Source organism: Micromonospora sp. WMMA1923 (assembly GCF_049179195.1).
Taxonomy (GTDB): domain Bacteria; phylum Actinomycetota; class Actinomycetes; order Mycobacteriales; family Micromonosporaceae; genus Micromonospora; species Micromonospora yangpuensis.
The window spans coordinates 1,406,877-1,432,877 of record NZ_JBMHLZ010000001.1 but is presented as its reverse complement, the minus strand read 5'-3'; the positions used below and the strand labels follow the sequence as shown (position 1 = coordinate 1,432,877).

Here is a 26,001-nt window from a genome sequence, read left to right as displayed (position 1 = left end):
CCACGCTACGGCGCGCGACTGTCCGGGGGGTGAACGGCGAACGAGCAGCCGGAGACGACGATGGCCCCGGTGGGAACCGGGGCCATCGGGAGTCGTCGGAGGGTCAGCGCACTCGGGCCGCCGCCATCTCGGTGAGCACCGCGAGGTGCCGCTGGAGCACCCGCTCCAGGCTGAAGTGGGCCCGGATGAGCGCCTGACCGTTGACGCCCACCTGCTTGGCCAGGGCGGGATCGGTGAGCGCGCGGACCAGCCGGGCCGCCAGCCCGTGGCCGTCACCGGGTGGGCAGAGCAGCACGTTCTCGCCGTCGACCAGCTCGACACCGGGGAAGTTGTCCGGCCGGGCCGGTGCCACCACCGGTACCCCGGCGGCCATCGCCTCCAGGGTGGCCGTGCCCAGGCCGATGCCCTGCTCGTGGGACTCGACGGTGGCCGCGGCCAGGTAGTCGGGAATCTCGCTCTTGGCCACCTTGCCGGCGGCGATGACGGCGTGCTCCACCCCGAGGGCGCGGGCCCGCTGCGCGAACACGTCGTAGTAGACCTGTCCGCAGATCAACAGCTTGGCGTCGGGGACGGCGGCGAGCACCTCGGGTAGGGCCTCCACCAGGGCGACCCGGTCGCGCAGCGGGATCACGTGCCCCACCGAGAGGATCACCGGCGAGGCACCCAGGTCGTGCCGGTCCCGGACCCGCTGACCGTTGCCACCGAGCACCCAGTCCGGGTCGACCCCGACCGGGATCGGCGCCAGCCCGGCGTACGCGCCCCGGTAACGGGACTCGATGTACTCCTGCATGAGCACGTCCATCACCACCACCCGGGGCCGGGAGCGCCACATGAACGGCTTGACCATGGTGGCGTCCAGCCCCCGGAACACCTTCGCGTAGCGGGCCGCCGGATTCTCCAACCGGGTGTGCACCGACAGCAGGACCGGCACCCCGCGCTTGCGGGCGTAGAGCGAGGTCACCCAGGTCAGGTCGAAGAACTGACCGTGCTGGTGGATGACGTCGGGCCGGAAGTCGTCGAGCAGCCGACGGACCCGACGCAGCACACTCGGCCGGGTGGTGAACGAGATGTCGAAACTCACCGCCAGCCGGGTCTGCGGCAACATGAACGCCGGCAACCGGACGATCCGCAGGCCGTCGCGTTCCTCGACCGCCGGTGCGTCCTGGTAGGCGGCGGTGAGCACCAGCACCTCGTGCCCGGCGGCGGCGTAGCCCCGGGCCAACGACTCGGACAGGTGTGAGCTTCCCCCCGCGCGTGGCGGGAAGAAGTTGTTGACCACTGCGATACGCACGGGAGGGGTACTCCTAGCTCTACGACACGGGTACGAACCGGACGTCGCCGCCGTCGGTCTCGACGGTGGAGACGACCCGGGCCGGCGCCCCGGCCACGACCGCGCCCGCCGGCACGTCCCGGGTGACCACGGCCCCGGCGCCGACGACCGCACCGTCACCCACGGTGACGCCCATCATCACGGTGGCGTTCGCGCCGATGAAGACGCGGTCGCCGATCGACACCGGCGCCCGGTCGACCGAGGGGTACGCCCGGCCGGAGACACACCGCCGGGCCGTGGAGTGGGTGTAGATCTGCGCGCCGCAACTGATGTCACAGCCGGCGCCGATGGTGAGCCCACCGGAGCCGTCGATGACGGTGAACGCGCCGATCCACGTCCCGGCGCCGATCACCGGCTCCCCGATGATCCAGGCCAGGGGATTGTACGGGTTCGCCGGCAGCCCGCCGGTTGGCGGACCGCCGACGGTGGATTCCCGGGTCACACGACCTCGGTCTTGATCAGGTCGGTCATGCCGTCCTCGACGGCGATGGTCGGCTCCCAGCCGAGCACCTCGCGGGCCCGGGTGATGTCCGCCGCCCGCCGGCTGACCAGCACCTCACGCGGGTTGAACTGCGGCTCGACGTCCACCCCGACCGCCTTGATCAGGATCTCGGCGAGGCTGGCGACCGAGGTGTCCAACCCGGTGCCGATGTTGACCGGCACGTTGCCCTGCTCGGCCTCCAGCGCGGCCACCACCGAGCGGGCGATGTCGTGCACGTGGATGAAGTCCATCGACTGCTCGCCCTTGCCGTCGATCACCGGCGGCTGGCCGGTCTTCAACCGCTTGACGAAGTGGTTGATCACCGAGGTGTAGTAGGCGGTCGGCTTCTGGCCGGGGCCGTAGACGTTGAAGAACCGCAGCGCGATCCAGTTCAGGCCCTTGCTGCGCTGGTAGAAGCCGAGCAGGTCCTCGCCGGCCCGCTTGGCGATGCAGTACGGGGTGAGCGGGTCGAGCCGGTCGTCCTCGTGCATCGGCAGCTTCTGCGGGTCGCCGTAGACCGAGGCCGACGAGGCGTAGACCACCCGCTTGACGCCGTGGTCGGCGGCGGCGGCGAAGACGTTGTGGTTGCCGACGATGTTGATGTCGACCGACTCGTACGGGTCGGCCTGGCTCTTGTTGATCGACACCGCGGCGAGGTGGATCACGTACTCGCAGCCCTTCATCGCCGCGTGCACCGCGCCGCCGTAGCGGACGTCCTGGTCGATCAGCTCCACGTCACCGGTGGCCACCAGCTCGGCGACCTTGTCCCGGTCGCCGCGGAACATGTTGTCGAAGATCCGGACCCGGTAGCCCTTCTCCAACAGCATCGGCACCACGTGCAGGCCGATGAAGCCCGCGCCGCCGGTGATGAAGACGGTCTGCTTCGACATGTCGGACAGTGTCCTTCCTGGGGGGATCAACGACCGGCGGCGGTGGCGTCGACGACGTCCACCAGGGTCGCCGCGACGGTCTCGACCTGTGCGTCGGTGAGGTTGGCGTGCATCGGGATGGCCAGGTGCCGGGCGAACAGGTCCGCCGAGACCGGGCAGGGCGCGCTCTGGCCGTACAGCGGCTGCAGGTGGGAGGCGTAGGTGCCGAAGGTGCACTGTACGCCCCGTTGACGCAGCGCCAGCGCCACCGCGCCCCGGTCCACCGCCGGGTCCAGGGTGACCACGTACGACTGCCAGGGGTGCTCGCGGTCGGGCGCCTGGTACGGCGTGGTGATCAGCTCGTGGTCCTTGAGCAGCTCACCGTAGCGGGCCGCACTGCGCCGCTTGGCGGCCAGCAGGTCCGGCAGCCGGTCGAGCTGGGCCAGCATGATCGCGGCGGAGATGTCGGAGAGCCGGTAGTTGTAGCCCAGCTCGGTGAAGCTCGGGATCGGCAGGTGGGACAGCTCGGCCCGGGTGAGCGCCCCCTCGACCCCGTAGGTGTGCAGCTTGCGGGCGTGCGCGGCCAGGTCGTCCCGGTCGGTGACGTACGCCCCGCCCTCACCGGCGGTGATGCCCTTGCGGCCGTGGAAGCTGAACGTGGCCACGTCGGCCAGGCTGCCGGCCGGCCGGCCCCGGTAGCTGGCCCCGGCGGCGCAGGCGGCGTCCTCGACCAGGAAGAGCCCGTGCCGGTCGGCGATGGCCCGCAACTCGTCGTAGTCGGCCGGCTGGCCGAACGCGTCGACCGCGATGATGCCGACGGTGCGGGGGGTCACCGCCGCCTCGACCGCCGCCGGGTCGACCGTCCAGGTGTCCGGCCGCACGTCGGCGAAGACCGGCTTGCCACCGGCCCAGAGCACCGAGTGTCCGGTGGCCGGGAAGGTGTAGTCGCCGACGATGACCTCGTCGCCGGCCTCCACCCCGAGGGTCAGCAGCGCCAGGTGCAGGGCGGAGCCGCAGTTGGCGGTGGCCAGGGCGTGCCCGGTGCCGGCCACGGTGGCGAAGCGCTCCTCGAACCGGCGGCAGGTGGGCCCGGCGCCCGCCAGCCATCCGGAGGCGAAGACCTCGGCGATGGCGGCGAGTTCGGCCTCGCCGACCGTGGGCTGACCGAGGGCGATGACGTCAGACATGTGACTCCCGTGAAGATGGACCCGCAGCAGTGTAGGCCAATCCCGGGGCTCGGGCGCGAATCGGGCACGCCGGGTCGATTGGCTACCATCGCTCGCGGCGCCGACGACGGCGCCGGCGCGCAGGGGGTTCAGTGATGACGAGGTACGTGGTCGTCGGCGGCGGGATCGTCGGCCTCGCCGTGGCGCACCGGCTGCTCACCGACCGGCCCGGCGACCAGGTCACCGTGCTGGAGAAGGAGCCCGGCTGGGCCGCCCACCAGACCGGGCACAACTCCGGGGTGATCCACGCCGGGGTCTACTACCCGCCGGGCAGCCTGAAGGCCACCCTGTGCCGGGCGGGCAGCGCCTCGATGGTGGAGTTCTGCGCCGCGCACGACCTGTCGTACGACATCTGCGGCAAGTTGATCGTGGCCACTGCCGAGGCCGAGCTGCCCCGCCTGCACGCGCTGCACCAGCGGGCGCTGGCCAACGGCCTGCCGGTCCGCCTGATCGACGCGGCCGAGGCGAGGGAGTACGAGCCGCACGTGGCCGCCGTCGCCGCGCTGCACGTGACCTCGACCGGCATCGTCGACTTCGGCGCGGTCTGCCGCAAGCTCGCCGAGCTGCTCGCCGCCGGCGGGGCGGACCTGCGCACCGGCACCGAGGTGACCGGGGTGGTCGACCGGGGCGACCGGGTGGTGGTGCAGACCACCCGGGGCGAGGTGCCCGCCGACGTGCTGATCAACTGCGCCGGCCTGCACGCCGACCGGATCTCCCGGCTGGCCGGGGTGCCCACCCCGGTGCGGATCGTGCCGTTCCGGGGCGAGTACTACGAGCTGACCCCGGGTCGGCGGGAGCTGGTCCGGGGGCTGATCTACCCGGTGCCGGACCCGCAGTTCCCGTTCCTCGGCGTGCACCTGACGAAGATGATCGACGGCAGCGTGCACGCCGGACCGAACGCGGTGCTGGCCACCTCCCGGGAGGGGTACTCCTGGGGACGGATCAGTCCGCGTGACGTCCTCGACGAGGTGTCCTACCGGGGGTTGTGGGCGCTGGGCCGCAAGCACTACCGGTACGGCCTGACCGAGGTGGCCCGGTCGCTGTCGCGTCGGCGCTTCGCGGCGAGTCTGGCCCGGCTGGTACCCGAGTTGACCGGGGCGGACATCGTCCGGGCCGGCGCCGGGGTACGCGCCCAGGCGATCCGCCCGGACGGCACGCTGGTGGACGACTTCCTGATCGTCGAGACCGGGCGGCAGGTGCACGTGCTCAACGCGCCCTCGCCCGCGGCGACCAGCTCGCTGGAGATCGCCCGGCACATCGTCTCCCGGCTGCCAGTTGCCCCGGCCCGCTAGGCCGGCGGCGGCACCGGTGCGGATCGGACGTGGGCGGTCAGTCGGTGCCGGTGCCGCCCTGGCGGGGCAGCGCCCGCCGCGCGCCGAGGCCGGTGGCCACCGTCTCGACCAGGGTCTCCAGGTACGCCTCGGTCAGCGGGGTGCGGGCGATGGCCAGCCGCCAGTAGAGCGGGCCGGCGATCAGGTCCACCGCCGCGTCCGGATCGGTCTGCGGGGGCAGCTCGCCGCGGCGTACCGCCCGCTCGACCAGGCGTCCGCCGATCTCCTGCTGCCGGGCCCGCAGGACCTGCTGCAGGGTCTGGTCGATCTGCGGGTTGCGGGCGGCCTCGGCGAGCAGGTCCGGGATGATCTGGGCGGCCAGCGGATGCCGCAGGGCGTGCACCACGGCGGCGAAGAGCAGCTGGAGGTCGCCCCGGAGGCTGCCGGTGTCCAGGGTCGGCAGTTTGCGCCCGGCCGACGCCGAGACGATCTCCAGGACCAGCTCCAGCTTGGAACTCCACCGGCGGTAGATGGCGGTCTTGCTGACCCCGGCCCGGCGGGCCACCGCCTCGATCGAGAGCCGGCCGTAGCCGACCGCGGCCAACTCCTGCGTCAACGCGCGCCGGATGGCCGCGGTGATGTCGTCGCGCAGCACCGCCGCGCCCGCCGGCGTGCGGCGCTTACCGGTCGTCACCTGCGCCTCCTCCGGCCTGGTCACCGTCTGCTCTTCTCACCTGTCACGCCACCCAATGTAGCGCAACGACGGTACGGTTGCGTCCCGACGTAAATTCGACTACCGTCCACGCAGCGAAGGGGCGACGCCGCACGTACCGGTCACGCCGACTCCGTCACGCGCACCCCGTCGTCACGCGCACCCCGTCGGCACAAAAGATCGGAGCGCCCCACCAATGGCCAACACCGCGCTGGCCGACCCAGACGCCGGCCTGACCCAGGCGCAACTGGCCGCCCGGCACGGGCTGCGGGTCGCCGGCGAACGGCCGCCGCTGGCCGTGTACAGCCGCCGGCTCTGGTCCTACCGGCACTTCATCACCGCGTACGCCAACGCCAAGCTGGTGTCCTCGTTCAGCAACGCCAAGCTGGGGCAGCTCTGGCAGGTGCTCACCCCGCTCACCAACGCGGCGGTCTACTACCTGATCTTCGGCATCGTGCTCGAACAGAACCGGGTGCCGAACTTCATCGCGTACCTGACCACCGGGTTGTTCATCTTCAACTTCACCCAGACCACGGTGCAGAACGGCACCCAGTCGATCACCAGCAACCTCGGGCTGATCCGGGCCCTGCACTTCCCCCGGGCCTGCCTGCCGCTGGCCGCCATGCTCACCCAGTTCCAGCAGTTGATGGGCGCGCTGGTGGTGCTGGCCGGGATCGTCCTGGTCACCGGCGAGCCGTTGACCTGGCAGTGGCTGCTGCTGATCCCCACCGTGCTGTTGCAGGCGGTCTTCAACGCCGGCCTGACCATGGCGGTGGCCCGCGCCGGGGCGAAGGTCGCCGACCTCAAGCAGGTCATGCCCTTCGTGCTGCGCACCTGGATGTACGGCTCCGGGGTGCTCTACAGCGTCACCCTCTTCGAGCAGAGCCTGCCCGGCTGGGCGGCCCGGCTGGTCGAGCTGAACCCGGCGCTTGTCTACATCGAGTTGGCCCGGATGTCCCTGCTGGAGTCGGCGCCCCTGCTCAACTCCTCGCCGACCCAGCTCTGGTTGGTCGCGGTGGGCTGGGCGGTGCTGATGGGCATCGGTGGCTTCATCTACTTCTGGCGCGGCGAACAGGAGTACGGCCGTGGTTGATCAGATCGAGACGTCCAACGACGTGACCGTCACCCTGCCCCGGATCCAGGACCGGGTTCCGACCGTGGTGGTGGACGAGGCGCACGTCATCTACCGCATCCACAAGGGCGCCGGTGGGGGCAGCAGCCCGGTCGCCGCGCTGAAGCGGATCGTGTCGCGCACCTCCGCGCCGCAGGTCCGCGAGGTGCACGCGGTCAAGGGGGTCACCTTCACCGCGTACCAGGGCGAGGCGATCGGCCTGATCGGCAGCAACGGCTCCGGCAAGTCGACGCTGCTGCGGGCGATCGCCGGGCTGCTGCCGGTCGACCGGGGTGCGATCTACACCCAGGGGCAGCCCTCGCTGCTCGGGGTCAACGCGGCCCTGATGAACGACCTGCCCGGCGAGCGCAACGTGGTGCTGGGCTGCCTGGCGATGGGGATGTCCCCGGCCGACGTCGAGCGCCTCACCCCGGAGATCATCGAGTTCTCCGGGATCAACCAGCGCGGCGACTTCGCCTCGCTGCCGATGCGGACGTACTCCTCGGGCATGGCCGCCCGGCTGAAGTTCTCCATCGCGGCGGCCAAGAAGCACGACGTGCTGCTGATCGACGAGGCCCTGGCCACCGGGGACAAGGGGTTCCGCAAGCGCAGCGAGCAGCGGGTCCGGGAGCTGCGCGAGGGGGCCGGCACGGTCTTCCTGGTCAGCCACCAGCTCTCCTCGGTCCGCGACACCTGCGAGCGCACCATCTGGCTGGAATCGGGCGTGCTGCAGATGGACGGCCCGACCGACGAGGTCATCAAGGCCTATGAGGCGTACGTGAACGGCAAGTAGAGTTCCGTCGTCCGTGCGGTGTTCGGGCGATGTCGTCCCACCGCGTCGCCGGAGCCGGCGACGCGGTGGCCGCGTTAAGGTTCATCGGGTCGCCGCCTGCGGTGCCCCCACTGTTCTCCCCTGGAAGTGAGGATTTGCAATGACGCAGGACCACACCACTGGCCCGGACGCCGCACCGGAGGCCGCCACCGGATGGCGCCCCACGCGGACAGTGGCGGTGGTCCTGGCCGGTGGCACCGGGACCCGGCTCGGCCTGGGCATCCCCAAGCAGCTGCTGAAGATCGCCGGCAAACCGATCATCGAGCACACCCTGGCCGTCTTCGAGGGCGCGCCGGAGATCGACGAGGTGATCGTGCTGATGGCCAGCGGGCACGTCCCGCAGGCCCAGGCGATCGTCGACAAGGCCGGCCTGCGCAAGGTCAGCAAGGTGATCGAGGGTGGCGAGACCCGCAACGACACCACCCGCATCGCGCTGGACGCGGTCGGCGAGGGTGACGTCAACATCCTCTTCCACGACGCGGTACGCCCCCTGGTCAGCGGCCGGATCGTCCGGGAGTGCGTCAACGCGCTCTGGACCTACGCCGCGGTCGACGTGGCGATCCCCTCGGCCGACACGATCATCCAGGTCGACGAGAACGAGTGCATCACCGACATCCCGGTGCGCTCCCGGCTGCGCCGGGGGCAGACCCCGCAGGCGTTCCGCTCGCAGACCATCCGCGAGGCGTACCGGCTGGCCGCCGACGACCCGCACTTCGCCGCCACCGACGACTGCGGCGTGGTACTGCGCTACCTGCCCGGCACCCCGATCAAGGTGATCGACGGCTCGGACGAGAACATCAAGGTCACCCACCCGGTGGACGTGCACCTGGCGGACAAGCTGTTCCAGCTCGCCGCCGCCCAGGTGCCCCGGCTGACCGACCCGCGCAGTTACTCCGAGGAGCTGGCCGGGCGGACGATCGTGGTCTTCGGCGGCAGCTACGGCATCGGCCACGAGCTGACCGAGCTGGCCCGCCGCTACGGCGCCCAGGTGTTCCCGTTCAGCCGCTCCGGCACCGGCACCCACGTGGAGCAGGCCACCGACGTCGAGGCGGCGTTGAAGACCGCGTTCGAGGCCACCGGGCGCATCGACCACGTCGTGGTCACCGCGGGCATCCTGGAGAAGGGCGCCCTGGTCGACATGGACGAGGCGACCATGGACCGGGTCCTGCAGGTCAACTTCGTCGGGCCGGTCACCATCGCCCGGCAGTCGCTGCCCTACCTGCAGCAGACCAAGGGTCAGCTGCTGCTCTACACGTCCAGCTCCTACACCCGGGGCCGCTCCCAGTACGCGCTCTACTCCTCCACCAAGGCCGCCCTGGTCAACCTGACCCAGGCGCTCGCCGACGAGTGGGCCGAGCTGGGCGTCCGGGTCAACTGCATCAACCCGGAGCGCACCGCCACCCCGATGCGGACCCGGGCCTTCGGCGAGGAGCCGGAGCACACCCTGCTGGCCGCCGAGACCGTCGCGCAGGCCTCGCTGGACGTGCTGATCTCCGAGCTGACCGGGCAGGTCATCGACGTCCGGCGGGCACCCGGCGAGGCCCCGGCGGCGGCGACCGTGCCGAGTCAGGCCACCCGGCCCTCCGCCGTGGTGACCGGCTGAGCCGGCGCCCACCCCCCGAGCGCGACCGGAAAGCGGAGTGACATGCGTGGTGACCTGGTCAGGAAGCTGATCGCCAGGTGCCTGACCACCGGCCTGGCCCTGCTCGCCTTCGGCGTCGTCGCCCTGACCGGGGCCACCGGCTGGGGGCTGGCGCTGGCCGTGGCGACGCTGGCCGCCGCCGCCTGGGAGCGCCGGGTCCGGCCCGCCGCCGACGTGCTGCCCGAGACGACCCTGGTGGCGGCGGGCGTCCTGGTCGGCTACGCCCGCCGGCTCGACGCCGGCTTCGATCCGGTGCTGGCGGTCACCGCGCTGGCGGTGCTGGGGCTGATCCTGTTCGCCGGGCCGCTGCGCGAGGCCGGCCTGCTGGAGCTGCGGGCGGCCAACCTGCCGGTCCGGCAGTGGTCGGCGACCATCGCCGCCCAGCTGGGCAACGCCGTGCTGGCGCTGCTCGCGGTGGTGGCCCTGGCCGCCCTGCTGGTGCTGCCGGCGGTGGTGGCCCTGCTGGCCACCCTCGTCGTCGGTGCCGCCGCCGGTACGGTGGCCCTGGGCCTGGCCCGGGGCCGGCTGCGTCCACAGGCGGGCACCCCGGTGGGGCGGGCGCTGCGCCGGCACCAGCCGGAGTTCCTGCTCTACTTCTCCGCCCCGCCCGGCTCGGAGTACCAGGTCACCATGTGGCTGCCGTACCTGGAACGACTCGGCCGCCCGTTCCTGGTGGTGCTGCGGGAGCCGGAGTTCCTCGGTCCGGTGTCGGCGGCCACCAGCGCCCCGGTGGTGTTCTGCCCGACGCTCAAGGCGCTGGACGAGGTGCTGGTGCCGAGCCTGCGGGTGGCCTTCTACGTCAACCACGGCGCGAAGAACAGCCACTGCGTACGGTTCACCCAGCTGACCCACATCCAGCTGCACCACGGCGACAGCGACAAGGCGCCGAGTGCCAACCCGGTGTCGGGGATCTTCGACCGGATCTTCGTCGCCGGGCCGGCGGCCATCGAGCGGTACGCCCGCGCCGGGGTGGCCATCCCGGCCGAGAAGTTCGAGGTGGTCGGCCGCCCGCAGGTGGAGGCGATCCAGGTCCGGCGGGAGCCGGTCACCGCATCGGCCAACCCGACCGTCCTCTACACCCCCACCTGGACGGGGCACCACGCCGACGCCAACTACTGCTCGCTGCCGGTGGCCGAGGGGCTGATCCGGGCCCTGCTGGCCCGGGGTGCCACCGTGATCCTGCGGGCGCACCCGTACACCACGCAGAACCCGACCTCGGCCCGGCAGTTGGCCCGGGTGACCGAGCTGCTCGCTGCGGACCGGTCCCGCACCGGCCGGCAGCACGTCTTCGGCGCGGCCAGCCGGGAGCTGACCCTGACCGAGTGCGTCAACCGTTCCGACGCGTTGATCTCCGACGTCTCCGGGGTCATCTCCGACTACCTCTACTCGGGCAAGCCGTACGCGGTCACCGACATGCTGGGCGACGACCGGTTCGTCGAGCGGTTCCCGCTGGCCGCCTCCGGCTACCTGCTGCGGCGGGACCTGGCCGACGTCGAGGAGGTGCTCACCCGGTTGCTGGAGACCGATCCGGCGGCGTCGGCCCGGTGGGCCACCCGGGCGCACTACCTCGGTGACTTCCCGGCCGAGACGTACGCCGAGGTGTTCCTGGCCGCCGCCCGGCGGCACCTGGAGCCGGGCTGGAGCCCGCCGGAGCCCCGGGCCACGCCGTCGCAGGCCGGCGGGGGCGTACGCCTCTCCCCCACCGGCTGAGGCCCCCTACCGGCGGAGACCCACCCCGCCCGGTACGACGACCGACGCCGGTCCCCCCGTGACGGGGGGACCGGCGTCGTTGGTCTCCGGGCCGGCCCCGGTGTGCGGGGCCGGGCCGGGCGAGGAGCGGGCAGCCTGGTCAGGCGGAGTAGCCGCGGGTGGCGATCCAGTCGGCGAGCGCGGAGGTGGACATCCAGTAGAGCGCGTTGCCCGGGTCCGCCGAGTCGGAGATCCGGACCGTCCGGCCGTTGTCGCGGTAGCCGACCACCGCGACGTAGTGCCCGCCGGGGAAGGAGTGCCAGCCACCGGCGACGTCGGTGGCGGTGCCGGCGACGTTCACCACCGGGCTGCGGCCGGCGGCGATCGCGGTGACCACGTCGTCGACGAGCCGGTCGGTCTGGGCCGCGGTGGCGGCACCGCCGGGGATCATCCGGGTCCGGTACGGCGCCCCGTCGACCAGTTGGTTGAGCACCCGGGTGGTGTCGGCGGCGGAGTTGGTGCCGAACTCGGTGGTGCCGAGCATCCCGGCCAGGGTGTCCTGGCTGCGCTCGATCCCGGCGGCGTTGAGCGCGTTGCGCACCGCGGCCGGGCCGCAGTAGAAGTACGTGGTCTGCGCCTGGTAGACGTGGTCGAGGACCTTCGACGCCGGCGGCTTGGGCGCGGCCGGGCGGGTCAGGTCGGGGTCCGGCGCGGCGGAGCTGGCGGCGGCGACCGGCTTGGCGGCCCGCGACGGCGCGGCCGAGGGCGATGCGGCCGAGGGCGATGCGGCCGACGGGGACGCGGCCGACGGGGACGCGGTGGCGGTCGGCGACGGGGCGGCGGTGGTCAGCGAGGGGGCCACGCTCGCCGGCACCCGCAGTTCACTGCGGGCGGCGATCTCGCCGGCCTGCGGCGCCACCTCGGCCACCGCGCTGGGCTGCTGCCGGTCGGGCTCCGGCCGGTCACCGGTGGCGATCAGCAGACCGGTGCCCGAGGCCACCACGAGGGTCGCGGCCGAGGCGGCGACGACCTGGTACGAACGGTCCACAGCGAGTCGACGGAACTGCCGTTTGAGGGGGTGAGGCACGGGGAATGGAACTCCTTCCGGTGCCGCCTACCGGGTTAGCTGACGGATTCGGGCGGGAAGAATTCGCCCTACCGCGAGCCGTGGCTGCGCGGATTCACCCCAGTGGTGCTGCGGGTCCCCGGTTCGTCGTACGACGATTGAGCGGGTCGACGCGGCGGTCGCGCTTGTGCGAACGGGAACCGCGCCGGACCGCAGCGACACTACTGGCCGACATTTCTCCTGCCAACCCCACTTCACCTGCGGAAACCTTGATCAGCGAAGTACCCGACAACCCATTAACCCGCTGACGTGACTCAATGGGACGAGCGTTTGTGACGGCACCGGTGGTCGACAACCGGACGACCGGTGAGCATCGTCGGGAAAAACCCGGCAGCATTCGGCCCGGATGTGTCGGGTGCCCGAATCCGAGACCCCTGTGACCGGGGTCACGGGAATTTTGGCGTCAGTCGGTCCGACCGGTGCCGGCGGGTGCCGATCCGGGCCGACCGTCACCGGCGGGCACCGACTCCGACCGGCGGGCACCGGCGGGCACCGGCCCCAGCCCGCGGTCACCGGCGGACGCGGCCCGGCGGGGTGGGCCGAACAGCCGCATCATCGGGTTCTCCACCCAGCGGTGCAGCATCGCGGCCAGCCCCAGGTTGACCAGCAGGAAGGCGACCACCGCGAACGGCCCCCACCAGCCGGGCAGCCCGACACCGTAGTGGCCGGTGAGCCGCAGCACGGTGACCATCACCAGGACGTGCACCAGGTAGAAGGCGAACGAGACCTCGCCGAGCCAGACCAGCGGCCGGGACCGCCACGGCGAGGGCCGCCGGTGCACGTCGGCGTCTGCGGCGGCGGTGATCACCAGGATGTACGCCACCGACAGCAGCCCGGCCCAGAGCTCGGCCCGGATCCACTGGCCGGCGACCACCCAGGTCGCGACGAAGACGATCGTGGCCACGGTGAGCCGGGGACCACGCCAGCTGCCCCGCCGCATCAGCTCGGCCGCGGCGACGCCCATCCAGAACTCCAGCGACCGGGTGATCGGGAAGACCTGGGTGAACCACCAGCGGTTCTCCTCGGCGACCAGCAGCTGGGCCGGCCAGAGCGCCACGATCAGCAGCGGCACGGCGACCACCACTGCCCAGAGCGCCCCGGGGCGGGCCCGCCGGATCCACGGCAGCGCGAAGGGCAGGCAGAGGTAGAAGAACATCTCGCAGGCGAGCGACCAGCTGACCGTGTTGATGCTGTAGAAGATGCCGGGGGTCGGGTCCCAGGCCTGGATCAGCACCAGGTTGCTCAGCGCGGCCCGGAGGCTGACCGGGTCGGCGAACCAGAGGCCGACCAGCAGGGCCACCGCCCACATCAGGATGTGGTTGGGATAGATCTTCGCCGCCCGGCGACGCCAGAACGCCCGCCGGGTGTCCTCCGGCCGGGCCGACCAGACCAGCACGAAACCGCTGAGGATGAAGAAGAACTGCACGCCGGAGAGGCCGAGCGTGAAGATCCGCTCCAGCACGGCCTGGTGTCCCGGCTCGGCGACGACCCGCATGGTGGCCGCGTGGAATCCGAAGACCAGCAGGGCCGCGATCCAGCGCAGGCCGGTCAGCGAGGGCAGGCGGGACAGGGCCGACGGCGTACCGGTCGCCGCGACGCTGGTCATGCCGCTACGCCGGGCATGCTCGGGACCACCAGCACCACGTCTCCTCTTCCGGCGGCCGGGCATCGACCGCCGCGGGGCACCTTACCCGGGCCCGGGATGCCCGGTTCCGGCACATCCGACGATCATGATCACGGTGGGCACCTGGGTCCGCAGCGGACCGATGCCCTAAAATTCCGGTCTCCAGAGAGTTGACGATTCGGTTCGCCGAAGGGGCGGAAGTACGACGGGGCCGCACCGCTTCGCCTGCGGCGTCTGCCGGATGACCGCAGGCGCGGGAACGACGAGAGGGACCAGCGATGCACCAGCGGATTCTGCTCCGAGCCAAGAAGGGGCCGTTCGACATCTACTCCCCGGAGGAGACCTTCGAACGGAACTGGATCGGCGACAACACCGGCAACCTGGTCTTCAGCCACTCGGCACACAAGCTGCTGCGGACCGCGACGGCGGAGATCACCTCCACCGGTTTCCGGGCCGACGCCCGCGAGGCCGACATCATCAACGAGTCGTACGACGTCTTCGTGGTGCCGCTGGCCAACGCCTTCCGCCGCAGCTTCGCCCACCGGCTGGCCGGGATGACCCGGTTGATCCGCAAGCTGAAGATCCCGGTGGTGGTGCTCGGGGTCGGCGCGCAGACCAACCTCAAGGGCGACCGGGAGTACCTGCGCCCGATCGACGACACGGTCAAGGACTTCGTCTCCGCCGTGCTCGACCGGTCGCACACCATCGGGGTACGCGGTGAGATCACCGAGAGCTACCTGCGGACGCTTGGCTTCTCGGCGGTCGAGGTGATCGGCTGCCCGTCGATGTTCCTGCACGGCGACAACCTGCGGGTGGAGAAGAAGAAGCCGTACCTGGGCCCGAACGACAAGATCGCGCTGACCGTCTCGCCGTACGTCAAGTCGATGGCCAAGGTGATCAGCGCGCACCACAAGAAGTACCCGAACCTCTGCTACATCCCGCAGGACGTCAAGACCCTCGGCGTGCTGCTCTTCGGCGACGCGCCGGAGGACCGGGGCAAGAAGAGCAACATCCCGATCCACACCTCGCACCCGCTGTTCACCGAGGACAAGATCCGGATGTTCGTCGACCCGTGGACGTGGATGGACCACCTGTCCGACTTCGACTTCAACTTCGGCACCCGGATCCACGGCACCATCACCGCGCTGATCGCCGGCACCCCCGGCTACCTCTTCGCGCACGACTCGCGCACCCTGGAGCTGGCCCGCTACTTCGACATCCCGTACCGGGAGATGACCGACGTCTCCGGTGACGTCGACGCCGCGCAGCTCTACGACGAGGCGGACTACACGGCGCTGAACAACGGGCACAAGGCCCGGTACGCCACGATGCTGTCCTTCCTCAACAAGCACGACCTGGGCAACTCCTTCGCCGACGGCGACAGCGCGGCCCGCTTCGACGAGCAGGTCCGCCAGACCGTCTTCCCGCCGCCGGTGCAGCCGCAGGTGTCCACCCCGGCCGAGCAGTGGATCACCCGGGTGGACTGGCTGCGGGAGCAGAACGCCGAGCTGCGCGCGAGCCTGGAGGAGTTGCAGGGGCAGCGGCTGCGGACCCGGGTCCGGCAGGCCGTCGGCGGCCGGGTGAAGCAGATCCTCAACCGATAGTTCACCGGAGGGTGACGGGCTGTTAAGTAACCGCCCGTCACCCGTACACGCGGGGTTCCGGGGCCGGCCACCCACGCCGTCGAAGGTGGCGGGCGTGGTCACCGATCCGACGCGAACCCCCCTGTTGAGCTTCGTCGTGCCCGTGTACGGCGTCGAGGCGTACCTGTACCAGTGCCTGGAGTCGATCCTCGGCGGGCTGACCGCCGAGGAGTCCGCGGCGGTCGAGGTGGTCGCCGTCGACGACGCCTCCCCGGACCGGTGCGGCGAGATGCTCCACTCGTACGCCGCCGGCCGCCCGCAGGTGCGGGTGGTCCGGCTGGCCCGCAACGTCGGGCTCGGCCCGGCCCGCAACGCCGGCCTGGACCAGGCCACCGGCGAGTACGTCTGGTTCGTCGACAGCGACGACTGGCTGCCACCCGGCACCGTCGCCACGGTGCTGCGGCGGCTGCGCCGCGACCGGCCCGACGTGCTGCTCCTGGACCACCTGCGGGTGCACGACAACGGCCGGCTGGAGGTCGACGCCAGCAGTCACCTGCTGCGTGGGGTGCCCGGCCCGGTGACCCTGACCGAGCGTCCCGAGCTGCTGCGGTTGCAGCACACCGCGTGGAACAAGGTCGTCCGGCGGGGTTTCCTGGACGAGCTGGGGCTGCGCTTCCACCCCGGCTGGTACGAGGACATCCCGTTCAGTCACCCGCTGCTGATCGGCGCACGCCGGATCTCGGTGCTGGACCAGGTCTGCTACCGGTACCGGCAGGGCCGCCTCGGTGCGATCACCTCCACCCGCAGCGACCGGCACTTCGACGCCTTCGCGCAGTACGAACGGCTCTTCGACTGGGTGGACCGGCACGGCGTCGACCCCCGGCTGCGCGCCGACCTGTTCGCCCTGATGATCAGCCACTACCTGGTGGTGGTGGGCAACGACGACCGGCTCCACCCGCACCTGCGCCGGGACTTCTTCCGCCGGGTCGCCGAGCACTACCGCCGGTACCTGCCCGCCGAGGGCTACCCGCAGCCGGAGGGGGTGCCAGGGCTCAAGCACCGCCTGGTCGGCCGGGACAGCTACCTGGCGTACGTGGCGCTGCGGCGGGCCCACCGGATGGCCGGCCGGCTGCGCGCCACCCGCCCCGCCGAGGCCACCGCCGACGGGCCCACCCCGAGCGGCACGACCCCGGGTGACACGGACCCGGACGGGCCGACCGCCGACGGCACCACCCAGGGCGGCACGGCCCCGGACGGCACCACCCAGGACGGCACGGCCCAGGGCGGCACGGCCCCGGGCGGCACGGCCCCGGGCGGCACGGCCCAGGGTGCGGCGAGCCAGGGTGCGGTGGCGGCCGACGGGTCGAAGGTGCTGGCGAGGCGGCGATGACCGGTTCGCTGCGCCCGGCCACCGACGACGACCTGGCGCGGATCCTGCGCTGGCGCAACCATCCGCAGGTCCGCGCGGTCAGCCTGACCCGGCACGAGATCACCCCCGCCGAACACGCCGCCTGGTGGGCGCGGACCCGCACCGACCCGGACCGGCGGGTGCTGGTCCACCGGCACCGGGAGGCCGACAGCGCGGTGGTGACCTTCAGCGGGCTGACCTCGGCGCACCGCGCCCTGGTCTGGGGCTTCTACCTGGACATCGACGGCCTGGACGCGCGGCGGGAGCTGCTACGGGCCTGGATGTCGATGCAGGAGGCGGCGATCGCGTACGCCTTCGGAGAACTCGGCGCCCGGAGCCTGGGCGGCGAGACGCTCGCCGACAACAAGCCGGTGCTGGCCCTGCACCGGCGCTTCGGGTTCCACAGTGTCCGCCGCTACCAGCGGGACGTCGACGGAGTGCCGCACCAGGTGGTGTGGACGGAATTGAGCAGAGAGCCATGACAGTCAAGATCGGTCCGCACGTGGTCGGCGCCGGGGAGCGCCCGTTGGTGGTCGCGGAGATGTCCGGCAACCACAACGGCAGCCTGGACCGGGCCCTGGAGATCGTGGACGCGGTGGCCGCCACCGGGGCGCACGCGTTGAAACTCCAGACGTACCGGCCGGACACCCTCACCATCGACGTCGACGCGCCCGGGTTCCGGATCTCCCGCGGCCACGACCTGTGGGGTGGTGAGCACCTCTACCGGCTCTTCGAGCGGGCCCACACCCCGTACGAGTGGCACGAGCCGATCTTCGAACGGGCCCGCCGGCACGGCCTGACGGTCTTCTCCTCGCCGTTCGACGCGACGGCGGTGGCGCTGCTGGAGCGACTGGACACCCCGGCATACAAGATCGCTTCGTCGGAGCTGGTCGACCTGCCGCTGATCCGGCTGGTCGCCAGCACCGGCAAGCCGATGGTCATCTCCACCGGGATGGCCACCCTGGCCGAGATCGACGCCGCGGTGCGTACCGCCCGGGACGGCGGGGCCGCCGGCATCGTGCTGCTGGCCTGCACCGCCGCGTACCCGGCCCCGCCGCGCGACAGCAACCTGCGGCGGCTGCCGGTGCTGGCCGACGCGTTCGGCGTACCTGTCGGGTTGTCCGACCACACGCCCGGCATCGGCGTGCCGGTGGCGGCGGTGGCGTTGGGCGCCTGCCTGATCGAGAAGCACGTGACGCTGCGCCGCGGCGACGGCGGGGTGGACGCCGACTTCTCGCTGGAGCCGGCCGAGCTGGCCGCACTGCGGGTGGAGTCCGAGCGGGCCTGGGCGGCGCTCGGTGACACCGTCGTCGGCCCCACCCCCACCGAGCGGGAGGGGCTGCGGTTCCGCCGCTCGCTCTACGTCGTGGCCGACGTCGCCACCGGTACGCCGGTGACCCGGGACAACGTCCGGTCGATCCGGCCGGCCGGCGGCCTGCCCCCGGTCGAGCTGGACCGGGTGCTGGGCCGCGTCTTCACCCGGGACGCCGCCCGCGGCACCCCGCTGAGCTGGGACCTGATCTGAGCCGTCACCGCGCGGGCCGCGCCGCCCGCCCGACCACCTGCGCGGGCCTGGCGGCCCGCCCGATTACCTGCGCGGGCCTGGCGGCCCGCCGAGTCCTTGCGCGGGCCGCACGGCCCGCCGACAGTAACGACCTTGGGGAGCGGAGTTGAGTGAGTTGAATGGGTCGTCGATCCTGGTCACCGGGGGTACGGGGTCGTTCGGGAAGACCTTCCTGCGGCATCTGCTGGCCGAGTGCGACCCGGCCCGGGTGGTGGTCTTCTCCCGGGACGAACTCAAGCAGTACGAGCTGCGTCAGCAGCTCGGCGACGACCCCCGGCTGCGCTGGTTCATCGGCGACGTCCGGGACCGGTACCGGCTGGCCCGGGCGATGCACGGAGTGGACCACGTGGTGCACGCCGCCGCGCTCAAGCAGGTGGACACCGCCGAGTACAACCCCTCGGAGTTCATCGCCACCAACATCACCGGCTCGCAGCACGTGGTCGACGCGGCGATCGAGGCCGGCGTGCGGAAGGTCATCGCGCTCTCCACCGACAAGGCGTCCAGCCCGATCAACCTGTACGGCGCGACCAAGCTGGTCGGCGACAAGCTCTTCGTCTCGGCCAACCACTACGCCGCCCAGCACCCGACCCGGTTCGCCGTGGTCCGCTACGGCAACGTGGTCGGCAGCCGGGGCTCGGTGGTGCCGCTGTTCCGCCGGCTCGCCGCCGAGGGCAAACCGCTGCCGATCACCGACAAGCGGATGACCCGCTTCTGGATCACCCTCGACCAGGCGGTGCGGTTCGTGTTCGACTCCTTCGACCAGATGCAGGGCGGCGAGCTGTTCGTGCCCCGCATCCCCAGCATGCGGATCCTGGACCTGGTCGAGGCGGTCGCCCCGGACGCCACCACCCACGAGATCGGCATCCGGCCCGGCGAGAAGCTGCACGAGGAGATGATCGCCCCGGACGACAGCCGTCGGACACTGCGCGCTTCCGACCGGTTCATCGTCCAGCCCACCATCGCCACCTGGGGCTACCAGCCGCCGCAGGACTGCCAGCAGGTGGGCGACGGCTTCGCGTACCAGTCCGACAGCAACGACCAGTGGCTCAGCGTCGAGCAGCTGCGCGACATGCTCGGCGTGACCGGATGACCGGGCTGCTGCCGTACGGCCGGCAGTCGGTGACCGAGGACGACGTGGCGGCGGTGGCCGCGGCCGTGCGCAGCGACTGGCTGACCACCGGCCCGCAGGTGGTCGCCTTCGAGACCGACCTGGCCGGCTGGACCGGCGGGGCCGGCTGCGCGGTGGTCTCCAACGGCACCGCCGCCCTGCACACCGCCTACGCGGCGGCCGGCATCGGCCCCGGTGACGAGGTGGTCGTCGCGCCGATGACCTTCGTGGCCACCGCCAGCACCGCGGTCGCCCTCGGCGCGACTGTCGTCTTCGCCGACGTCGAACCCGAGACGTACACCCTGGACCCGGCGGCGGTGTCGGCGGCGGTGACCGGCCGGACCCGGGTGGTGTCGGCGGTGGACTACGCCGGTCACCCGGCCGACTACGACGCGCTGCGCGCCACCCTGGCCGGCACCGGCACCCTGCTGCTGGCCGACGCGGCGCACTCGATCGGCGCGACCTACCGGGGCCGGCCGGTCGGGTCGCTCGCCGACCTGACCACCTTCTCGTTCTTCCCGACCAAGAACCTGACCACCGCCGAGGGCGGCGCGGTCGCCGCGACCGACCCGGCGTTGCTGGAGCGGGCCCGCCGGTTCCGCAGCCACGGCCTGGTCCGCGACCCCGACGAGCTGCGCTGGCCCGACGAGGGCGGCTGGCACCAGGAGGTGCCCGAGTTCGGGCTGAACTACCGGCTGCCGGACGTGCTCTGCGCGCTGGGCCGCAGCCAGCTGCGCCGCCTCGGCGACTTCCTCGCCGCCCGGGCCCGGCTGGTCGCCCGCTACGACGAGGCCCTGGCCGACCTGCCCGGGGTCCGGACCCCCGGTCGCCGGGCCTGGGCGGAACCGGCCTGGCACCTCTACCCGATCCGGGTCCTCGACGGTCGCCGTCGCCAGGTGTACGACCGGATGCGCGCCGCCGGAATCGGGGTGCAGGTGAACTACCTGCCGGCGCACTGGCACCCGGTCTTCGCCGACCTCGGGTACCGGCGCGGATCCTGCCCGGTGGCCGAGTCGTTCTACACCGAGCAGCTCTCCCTGCCGCTGTACCCCGGTCTGACCGACGCCGACCAGGACCGCGTCGTCGACGCCCTCGGCGCGGCGCTGGACGTCGGCCGGCCCCGGGCCCGGACCGTCCTCGCCTGAGACGGAGAGCGATGCACCACGCCAACCACTTCTACGGCCACGCCCACGTGCTGGCCCGCTACTGCGGGCTGGGCGCGGGCCACCCGCCCAGGATCGACGGGTACGTCCAGCACGGCTGGAACGTCGGCGACGGGCTCGCCCCCGGCCACCCGTACGTCGCCGGCACGCCGAGCCTGCTCTGGTCCGAGCCGACCCGGCGGCGGGCCTGGTCGCTGGGGCGACGCAACGTGGTGGTGATCGGCGCGCCCTTCGCCTACCTGTTGGCGATGCGCCCCGACGACCCGCCGGCCGAGCGGCGCGAGGGCACCATCTGGTACCCGTTCCACGGTTGGGAGGGCCAGCGGGTGCACGGCGACCACCGGCGGCTGATCGCCGAGATCCGGGCCACTGAACCGGGCCCGGTGACCGTCTGCCTGTACTGGCAGGAGTACCGCACGACCCGCATCCGGCGGCACTACGAGGAGGCCGGTTTCCGGGTGGTCTGCCACGGCTACCGGGGGCACTGGTGGCGCGACACCGACCCGGACTTCCTGGACCGGCAGCTCACCGAGCTGCGGCGGCACCGGCGGGTCGCCTCCAACCGGCTGACCAGCGCGATCTTCTACGGCATCGCGGCCGGCTGCGAGCCGGCGGTCTACGGCGACCCGATGACCCTGGCCGACGACGATCCCACCTTCGGTGGCACCGCACGGATCCGCCGGCAGTGGCCGCAGCTGCACGGCGCCAGGATCGATCCGGGGCTGGCCGCCGGGATCGCCCGCGAGGAACTGGGCACCGACCACCGGTGTTCCCCCGCCGAACTGCGCGAACTGCTCGGCTGGTCGCGTGGCCGGGAGGTGACCGGTGAGCGCTGAGACCGTACCCGCGGTCGAGCTGCCCGGGGGTGAGATGCCTGCCTGGTCGGACCTGGCCACCGGCCGGGCCGCCGGGGGTGAGCCGCTGCTCGCGCTGCTCGCCCGGCTGGTGCCGGTCGGGGCCCGGGTGCTGCTGGCCGGCCCGCACGATCCGGCGCTGCTGGACCGGCTGGCCCACGCCGAGGTCACCTGCCTGCTGCGCGGCGAACCCGACGGGACCGCGGTCGCCGCCCGCGCGGCCCGCACGCTCGTCGGTGGCGCGACCGGGATCGACGGCGCGTACGACGTGGTGGTGGCCGCCGCCGGGCTGGCCGCGATCGAGTCGGCCCAGGACCGACCGCTGGGCTGGACCGCGCTGCTGGAGCGCCTGGTGACGGCGCTGCGCCCCGGTGGTCTCCTGCTGCTGGGCGCGGAGAACCCGTTCGGCCTGGGCCGGCTGGTCGACCCGGTCCCCTGGTACGCCGGCCGGGACGACGCCGACTGGGCGGTGGACGGCATCCTGGCCCCCGACCGGCCGGCCGACCTGGACCAGCTGACCGACCGGCTCACCGCCGCCGGGCTGCACCCGTGGGGCAGCTTCGCCGCCTACCCCCGGTGGCGGTCGGCGACGGCGTTGCTGGCCACCGGCCCGCTGGCCGAGCAGCGCGGCTCCGGCCTGTTCGACGCGGTCCTGCACGACGCCTGCACCGTTGGGGAGCGGCCGGTGTTGCAGGATCCGGCACGGTTGGCGGTGGACGCGCTGCACACCGGCCTCGCCGCCGCACTCGCCCCCGGCTGGCTGGTCCTCGCCCACCGGCCCGTCACCGGTGCGGCCGGAGCGGTGGTCGCCGCCGCGCCGGACCGGATCACCCTGCCGGTCGCCCTGTTGTGCGCCGGGCCGCCAGGTAGCGGGGTGACCGAGGTGTACGACGGCGCAGACGGCTGGCGCTGGCGGGCGCTCGCCGCACCGACGCCGACCCCGGCCGCCGAACCGGCACCGCCGTTCGCCAGCCGGGAGGTGGCGTACCGGGACCCGGGGGCGTCGACCGGCCGGGTTGCCGAGGGGCGGTTGCTGCGCACCGTGCTGCTCGACGCCGTACTGCGCCGGGACCTGGGCGCCCTGCGGCGACTGCTCACGGCCTATGCGCGGTGGCTGGCCGGGCAGGGCGTCGACGACCGGTTGACCGGGGCGGTGGCGGTGTCCGGCCTGGACAACGTGGTGGTCGGTGCCGCCGGCGACCACGCGGTACTCGACCCGGGCTGGCAGGCGATCGACCCGCTGGCGACCGAGGTGGTGCTGGCCCGGGCCCTGTGGCGGTTCGCCGCCGACCTGCTCACCGGCGGGTACGCCCACCCGTGGCCGTCCACCCTGGACGTCGCCGGGTTGACCGTGGTCCTCGGTGGGCTGGCCGGCCGGGACCTGGACCGGGCCACCGTGGCCATCGCCGTCGAGGTGGAGGCGGCAGTCGTCGCGGCCCGCCGTGGGCTCGACGACGCCGCCCGCGCCGACCTCGCGGCGGCCCTGCGGGCGGTGACACCGACGGCCCCGCCGACCGGCCGGGAGAGCGTCCAGCAGCTGCGCGAGGCGTGGCTGCGTCAGCGTGCCGAGTTGACCCGGCTGACCGCCCGGCTGGCGTGGACCGAGCAGCTGCTCACCCACCGGGAACGGGCGCTGCGCCGGGCCGAGACCAAGCTCGACCTGCTCAGCGGCACCCTCGGCTACCGGATGGGCAAGCTCGCGATCACCCCGCTGCGGCTGGCCCGCCGGGGGGCCGGGGCGGCGAAACGACAGGTCCGCACGGCGGTACGCCGCCAACAGCACGGTGGGGAGCAACAGTGAACCGGATCGTCGGCGTGGTGCAGGCCCGGATGGGTTCGTCCCGGTTGCCGGGCAAGGTGCTGCGTCCGCTGGCCGGCCGCAGCGTGCTGGGCCGGGTGGTCCGGGCCGCCCGGGACAGCGGCGTGCTTGCCGAACTGGTCGTCGCCACCAGCACCGACGGGGTCGACGACGCGGTCGTCGAGGAGTGCCGGCGGCTGGCCGTACCGTGTCACCGGGGGTCCGTCGACGACGTGCTCGGTCGGTTCGTGGGCGCGGTGGACCGGTACCCCGGTGACGCGGTGATGCGCTTCACCGCCGACTGCCCGCTGCTCGACCCGGAGATCGTCACCCTGGTCGCCCGGGTCTACCAGGCGGTGCCGGGCCTGGACTACGTCAGCACCTCGATCGCCCGTACCCTGCCCCGGGGGCTGGACGTGGAGATCATCCGTGCGGACGTGCTGCGCACCCTGGACCGGCTCGCCACCGACCACCACCGGGTGCACGTCACCTCGTACGCGTACACCCATCCGGAGCTGTTCCGGGTGCTCGGCCTGACGCTCACCCCGGACCGCTCCGACCTGCGGCTGACCCTCGACACCGAGCAGGACTGGGCGCTGGTCCGGGCGGTGGTCGACCACTTCGGCGACGTCAGCGTCCCGTTGGCCAAGCTCGCCGACTGGCTCACCGGGCAGCCGGCGCTACGATCGCTCAACGCGGATGTCCGGCAGAAGCGGTTGGAGGAGTCCTGAACACGGTACGCGGGCAGCTCCCCGCCGACCCGCCGGTGGTCCGGCCCGTCCGGGTCGGCATGCGCTGCGACGCCGGCCCGGTACGCGGGGTCGGGCACCTGGTCCGGTGTCTCGCCCTGGCCGAGGAGTTCCTGGCCCGAGGCCACACGGTGGAGTTCTTCGGCACCGTCGAGGGCCTCGACTGGGCGGCCCGCCAGCTCGCCGACCGGGGCATCGCGCGGCATCCCGGCCCGCAGCACCCCGCCGAACTGGTGGCGGTGGCCGCCCGGCACCGGCTGGACGTCATGGTGCTCGACTCGTACGAGCTGGACCCGGCCTCCTCGGGGGCGCTACGGGCGGCCGGCGTGGTGACCCTGGCCATCGTGGACGGGGACACCCGGGGCCAGGACGCCGACCTCTACCTGGACCAGAACCTCGGCGCGGCGTACGACCCGCCGCTGCCCGGCCGGCTGCTCGCCGGCACGGCGTACCCGCTGCTGCGTGACACGGTGCGGGCCGCCCGCCCGGCGGCACCGCGAGCGGCGGTGCCCGCCGACCGGCCGCGGGTGCTCGCCTTCTTCGGTGGCACCGACGCCTTCGGGGCCGCGCCGGTGCTGACCCGGCTGCTGCTGGCCACCGGGTGCCCGATGGAGCTGACCGTGGTCGTCGGCCGGCCCGACGTCGCCGGGGAACTGGCCGCACTGGCCCCCGGTCCGGGCCAGACGCTGCGAGCGGTCGGCCCCACCGACGAGCTACCGACCATGATCACCGCCGCTGACCTGGTGGTCAGCGCCGCCGGCACCGCCACCTGGGAGCTGTGCTGCCTGGGTACGCCCGCCGGACTGGTCTGCGTGGTGGACAACCAGCGCGAGTCGTACCACCGGGTGGTCGCCGAGGGCATCGTGGCCGGCCTGGGTGAGCTACCGGCGTTGGCCGCCGCCGGTCCGGCCGGCGGGGCCGCGCGGGCCGACGCGGTCGGCACCCTGCGCGCCCTGCTCACCTCCCCGCAGCGGCGCGCCGAGCTGGCCGCCCGCGCCTGGTCGACCGTGGACGGACAGGGCCGGGCCCGGGTCGCCGACGCGGTGCTCGCCCTGGTCACCACCGGGCCGGACACCGTACGTCCCGGCCTCAGCGCGTCTCGGTGAGCAGGTCTGCCAGGGCGTCGCTGACCAGCTGCGGCGCGGTGAGCATGGCCAGGTGGTGCGCGCTGCGTTCCACCACCGGCAGGCCCGCACGCAGCGCCGCCCGGGCGTCCGGCCGGTAGCCCTCGCTGAGCAGCAGGTAGCCGGCCCGCCCGGTCCACTCCTGGGGCACGGTCCGTTCGGTGAGGTAGGTGTAGGGCAGGCGCGGAAGCTCCCGGACGAAGTCCGCCCGTAGTCGCGGGTCGGGCAGCAGCTCGGTGACGGCCTCCGGCGGGAACCACTCGTGCCAGGGCGGCAGCTTACCGTCGGTGACCAGCCCCCGGAGCTGCTCGACGAGCGGCGGTGGCGCGTTCTCCCACCAGCTCTGACCCGGACAGGGCAACGCCGAATCCACGTAGAGCAGGGCATGCGCCTCTCGCGGCACGGCCTGGGCCACGCCGGGCAGCAGCGGTCCGGCCCCGCTGTGCCCCACGAGTACGACCGGGGCGTCACCACCCAGGTCGACCAGACTCCCGGCCACCGCCTCGGCGACGGCCGGCTGGTGCGGGGGCGTACCGGTCGCCGCCGGGGTCAGGTCCGGGGTCAGCACGGTGTGCCCGGCGCGCCGCAGGCAGGCGGCGACGGGCTGCCAGGTGAGTGGTCCGACGAGCGGGCTGTGCAGGGGGACGAGCACGGGATCGGTCACCGGCCGATCGTGTCAGGTCACCGCCCCCACGGCTGACCGCCAACGGTCTAGCGTCGTCCCCGGGTACGAACGG

The 26,001-nt window shown here is 72.9% G+C and carries 23 protein-coding genes and 1 riboswitch; of the genes, 15 read left to right on the top strand and 8 right to left on the bottom strand.

Translation table 11 applies throughout. The features are described from left to right. Window positions 1-103 precede the first annotated feature (103 nt). From ACN28G_RS06500 to ACN28G_RS06485, 4 genes are read right to left on the bottom strand one after another with little or no spacing between them, the layout of a single operon-like run. Window positions 104-1,291, bottom strand: coding sequence for a glycosyltransferase family 4 protein (locus ACN28G_RS06500; RefSeq protein ID WP_091436177.1), 1,188 nt, complete (start codon window positions 1,289-1,291; stop codon window positions 104-106). A gap of 19 nt (window positions 1,292-1,310) precedes the next feature. Next, window positions 1,311-1,772 (bottom strand): DapH/DapD/GlmU-related protein, encoded by a 462-nt coding sequence (locus ACN28G_RS06495; protein ID WP_421478688.1) that lies wholly within the window; start codon window positions 1,770-1,772, stop codon window positions 1,311-1,313. Then, window positions 1,769-2,701, bottom strand: coding sequence for an NAD-dependent epimerase/dehydratase family protein (locus ACN28G_RS06490; RefSeq protein WP_091436175.1), 933 nt, complete (start codon window positions 2,699-2,701; stop codon window positions 1,769-1,771). The genes ACN28G_RS06495 and ACN28G_RS06490 overlap by 4 nt, the downstream gene beginning before the upstream one ends. A 26-nt stretch (window positions 2,702-2,727) precedes the next feature. Beyond that, a complete protein-coding gene (locus ACN28G_RS06485) occupies window positions 2,728-3,867 on the bottom strand; it encodes a DegT/DnrJ/EryC1/StrS family aminotransferase (RefSeq protein WP_421478687.1) in 1,140 nt (379 codons plus the stop codon). A gap of 134 nt (window positions 3,868-4,001) precedes the next feature. Here ACN28G_RS06485 and lhgO point away from each other — a divergent pair, with 134 nt between their 5' ends. Beyond that, window positions 4,002-5,198: an L-2-hydroxyglutarate oxidase gene (gene lhgO, locus ACN28G_RS06480; RefSeq protein ID WP_091436169.1), complete on the top strand. Its 1,197-nt coding sequence runs from the start codon at window positions 4,002-4,004 to the stop codon at window positions 5,196-5,198. A 37-nt stretch (window positions 5,199-5,235) separates the two neighbouring features. On the opposite strand, the gene ACN28G_RS06475 is transcribed toward lhgO, so the two are convergent. Next, window positions 5,236-5,832 (bottom strand): TetR/AcrR family transcriptional regulator, encoded by a 597-nt coding sequence (locus tag ACN28G_RS06475; RefSeq protein ID WP_091436167.1) that lies wholly within the window; start codon window positions 5,830-5,832, stop codon window positions 5,236-5,238. 253 nt (window positions 5,833-6,085) lie between these two features. Here ACN28G_RS06475 and ACN28G_RS06470 point away from each other — a divergent pair, with 253 nt between their 5' ends. The 4 genes from ACN28G_RS06470 (at window position 6,086) to ACN28G_RS06455 (ending at window position 11,184) form a co-directional block, all read left to right on the top strand. Continuing rightward, window positions 6,086-6,982 carry an ABC transporter permease gene (locus ACN28G_RS06470; protein WP_091436164.1) on the top strand — a complete coding sequence of 299 codons (897 nt, stop codon included), beginning with the start codon at window positions 6,086-6,088 and terminating at the stop codon, window positions 6,980-6,982. Further along, on the top strand, window positions 6,975-7,793 hold the full coding sequence (locus ACN28G_RS06465) for an ABC transporter ATP-binding protein (RefSeq protein ID WP_421478686.1): 819 nt from the start codon (window positions 6,975-6,977) through the stop codon (window positions 7,791-7,793). The genes ACN28G_RS06470 and ACN28G_RS06465 overlap by 8 nt, the downstream gene beginning before the upstream one ends. Before the next feature lie 139 nt (window positions 7,794-7,932). After that, window positions 7,933-9,435 (top strand): bifunctional cytidylyltransferase/SDR family oxidoreductase, encoded by a 1,503-nt coding sequence (locus tag ACN28G_RS06460; protein WP_091436160.1) that lies wholly within the window; start codon window positions 7,933-7,935, stop codon window positions 9,433-9,435. A 42-nt stretch (window positions 9,436-9,477) separates the two neighbouring features. After that, window positions 9,478-11,184 (top strand): CDP-glycerol glycerophosphotransferase family protein, encoded by a 1,707-nt coding sequence (locus ACN28G_RS06455; protein WP_421478685.1) that lies wholly within the window; start codon window positions 9,478-9,480, stop codon window positions 11,182-11,184. A gap of 139 nt (window positions 11,185-11,323) precedes the next feature. On the opposite strand, the gene ACN28G_RS06450 is transcribed toward ACN28G_RS06455, so the two are convergent. Continuing rightward, on the bottom strand, window positions 11,324-12,250 hold the full coding sequence (locus tag ACN28G_RS06450; RefSeq protein WP_421478684.1) for a C39 family peptidase: 927 nt from the start codon (window positions 12,248-12,250) through the stop codon (window positions 11,324-11,326). A gap of 9 nt (window positions 12,251-12,259) precedes the next feature. Then, window positions 12,260-12,404: riboswitch (cyclic di-AMP (ydaO/yuaA leader) on the bottom strand. Between the two features lie 288 nt (window positions 12,405-12,692). Continuing rightward, window positions 12,693-13,895: an acyltransferase family protein gene (locus ACN28G_RS06445; protein ID WP_091436154.1), complete on the bottom strand. Its 1,203-nt coding sequence runs from the start codon at window positions 13,893-13,895 to the stop codon at window positions 12,693-12,695. A 296-nt stretch (window positions 13,896-14,191) separates the two neighbouring features. Here ACN28G_RS06445 and ACN28G_RS06440 point away from each other — a divergent pair, with 296 nt between their 5' ends. From ACN28G_RS06440 to ACN28G_RS06395, 10 genes are all read left to right on the top strand, one after another. After that, window positions 14,192-15,517, top strand: coding sequence for a polysaccharide pyruvyl transferase family protein (locus ACN28G_RS06440; protein ID WP_091436152.1), 1,326 nt, complete (start codon window positions 14,192-14,194; stop codon window positions 15,515-15,517). A 94-nt stretch (window positions 15,518-15,611) separates the two neighbouring features. After that, on the top strand, window positions 15,612-16,886 hold the full coding sequence (locus ACN28G_RS06435) for a glycosyltransferase (protein ID WP_421478683.1): 1,275 nt from the start codon (window positions 15,612-15,614) through the stop codon (window positions 16,884-16,886). Further along, window positions 16,883-17,386: a GNAT family N-acetyltransferase gene (locus tag ACN28G_RS06430; RefSeq protein ID WP_091436149.1), complete on the top strand. Its 504-nt coding sequence runs from the start codon at window positions 16,883-16,885 to the stop codon at window positions 17,384-17,386. Before ACN28G_RS06435 ends, ACN28G_RS06430 begins: the two co-directional genes overlap by 4 nt. Next, entirely contained in the window at window positions 17,383-18,429 is a 1,047-nt protein-coding gene (gene pseI / locus ACN28G_RS06425) for a pseudaminic acid synthase (RefSeq protein ID WP_091436146.1), read from the top strand. The genes ACN28G_RS06430 and pseI overlap by 4 nt, the downstream gene beginning before the upstream one ends. Before the next feature lie 145 nt (window positions 18,430-18,574). Further along, window positions 18,575-19,558 (top strand): UDP-N-acetylglucosamine 4,6-dehydratase (inverting), encoded by a 984-nt coding sequence (pseB, locus tag ACN28G_RS06420; protein WP_091436144.1) that lies wholly within the window; start codon window positions 18,575-18,577, stop codon window positions 19,556-19,558. Next, entirely contained in the window at window positions 19,555-20,721 is a 1,167-nt protein-coding gene (locus ACN28G_RS06415; protein ID WP_091436141.1) for a DegT/DnrJ/EryC1/StrS family aminotransferase, read from the top strand. The genes pseB and ACN28G_RS06415 overlap by 4 nt, the downstream gene beginning before the upstream one ends. A gap of 11 nt (window positions 20,722-20,732) precedes the next feature. Further along, window positions 20,733-21,575: a hypothetical protein gene (locus ACN28G_RS06410; protein ID WP_091436138.1), complete on the top strand. Its 843-nt coding sequence runs from the start codon at window positions 20,733-20,735 to the stop codon at window positions 21,573-21,575. Window positions 21,576-21,609: 34 nt separating this feature from the next. Beyond that, window positions 21,610-23,394: a class I SAM-dependent methyltransferase gene (locus tag ACN28G_RS06405; RefSeq protein WP_421480869.1), complete on the top strand. Its 1,785-nt coding sequence runs from the start codon at window positions 21,610-21,612 to the stop codon at window positions 23,392-23,394. Beyond that, window positions 23,391-24,122, top strand: coding sequence for a cytidylyltransferase domain-containing protein (locus ACN28G_RS06400; RefSeq protein ID WP_091436133.1), 732 nt, complete (start codon window positions 23,391-23,393; stop codon window positions 24,120-24,122). The genes ACN28G_RS06405 and ACN28G_RS06400 overlap by 4 nt, the downstream gene beginning before the upstream one ends. 59 nt (window positions 24,123-24,181) lie before the next feature. After that, window positions 24,182-25,246, top strand: a complete 1,065-nt coding sequence (locus ACN28G_RS06395; RefSeq protein WP_421480868.1) for a PseG/SpsG family protein — start codon at window positions 24,182-24,184, stop codon at window positions 25,244-25,246. Here the strand turns inward: ACN28G_RS06395 and ACN28G_RS06390 are convergent. Then, entirely contained in the window at window positions 25,230-25,928 is a 699-nt protein-coding gene (locus ACN28G_RS06390) for an alpha/beta fold hydrolase (RefSeq protein WP_421478682.1), read from the bottom strand. The genes ACN28G_RS06395 and ACN28G_RS06390 overlap by 17 nt on opposite strands. Between the last annotated feature and the right edge of the window lie 73 nt (window positions 25,929-26,001).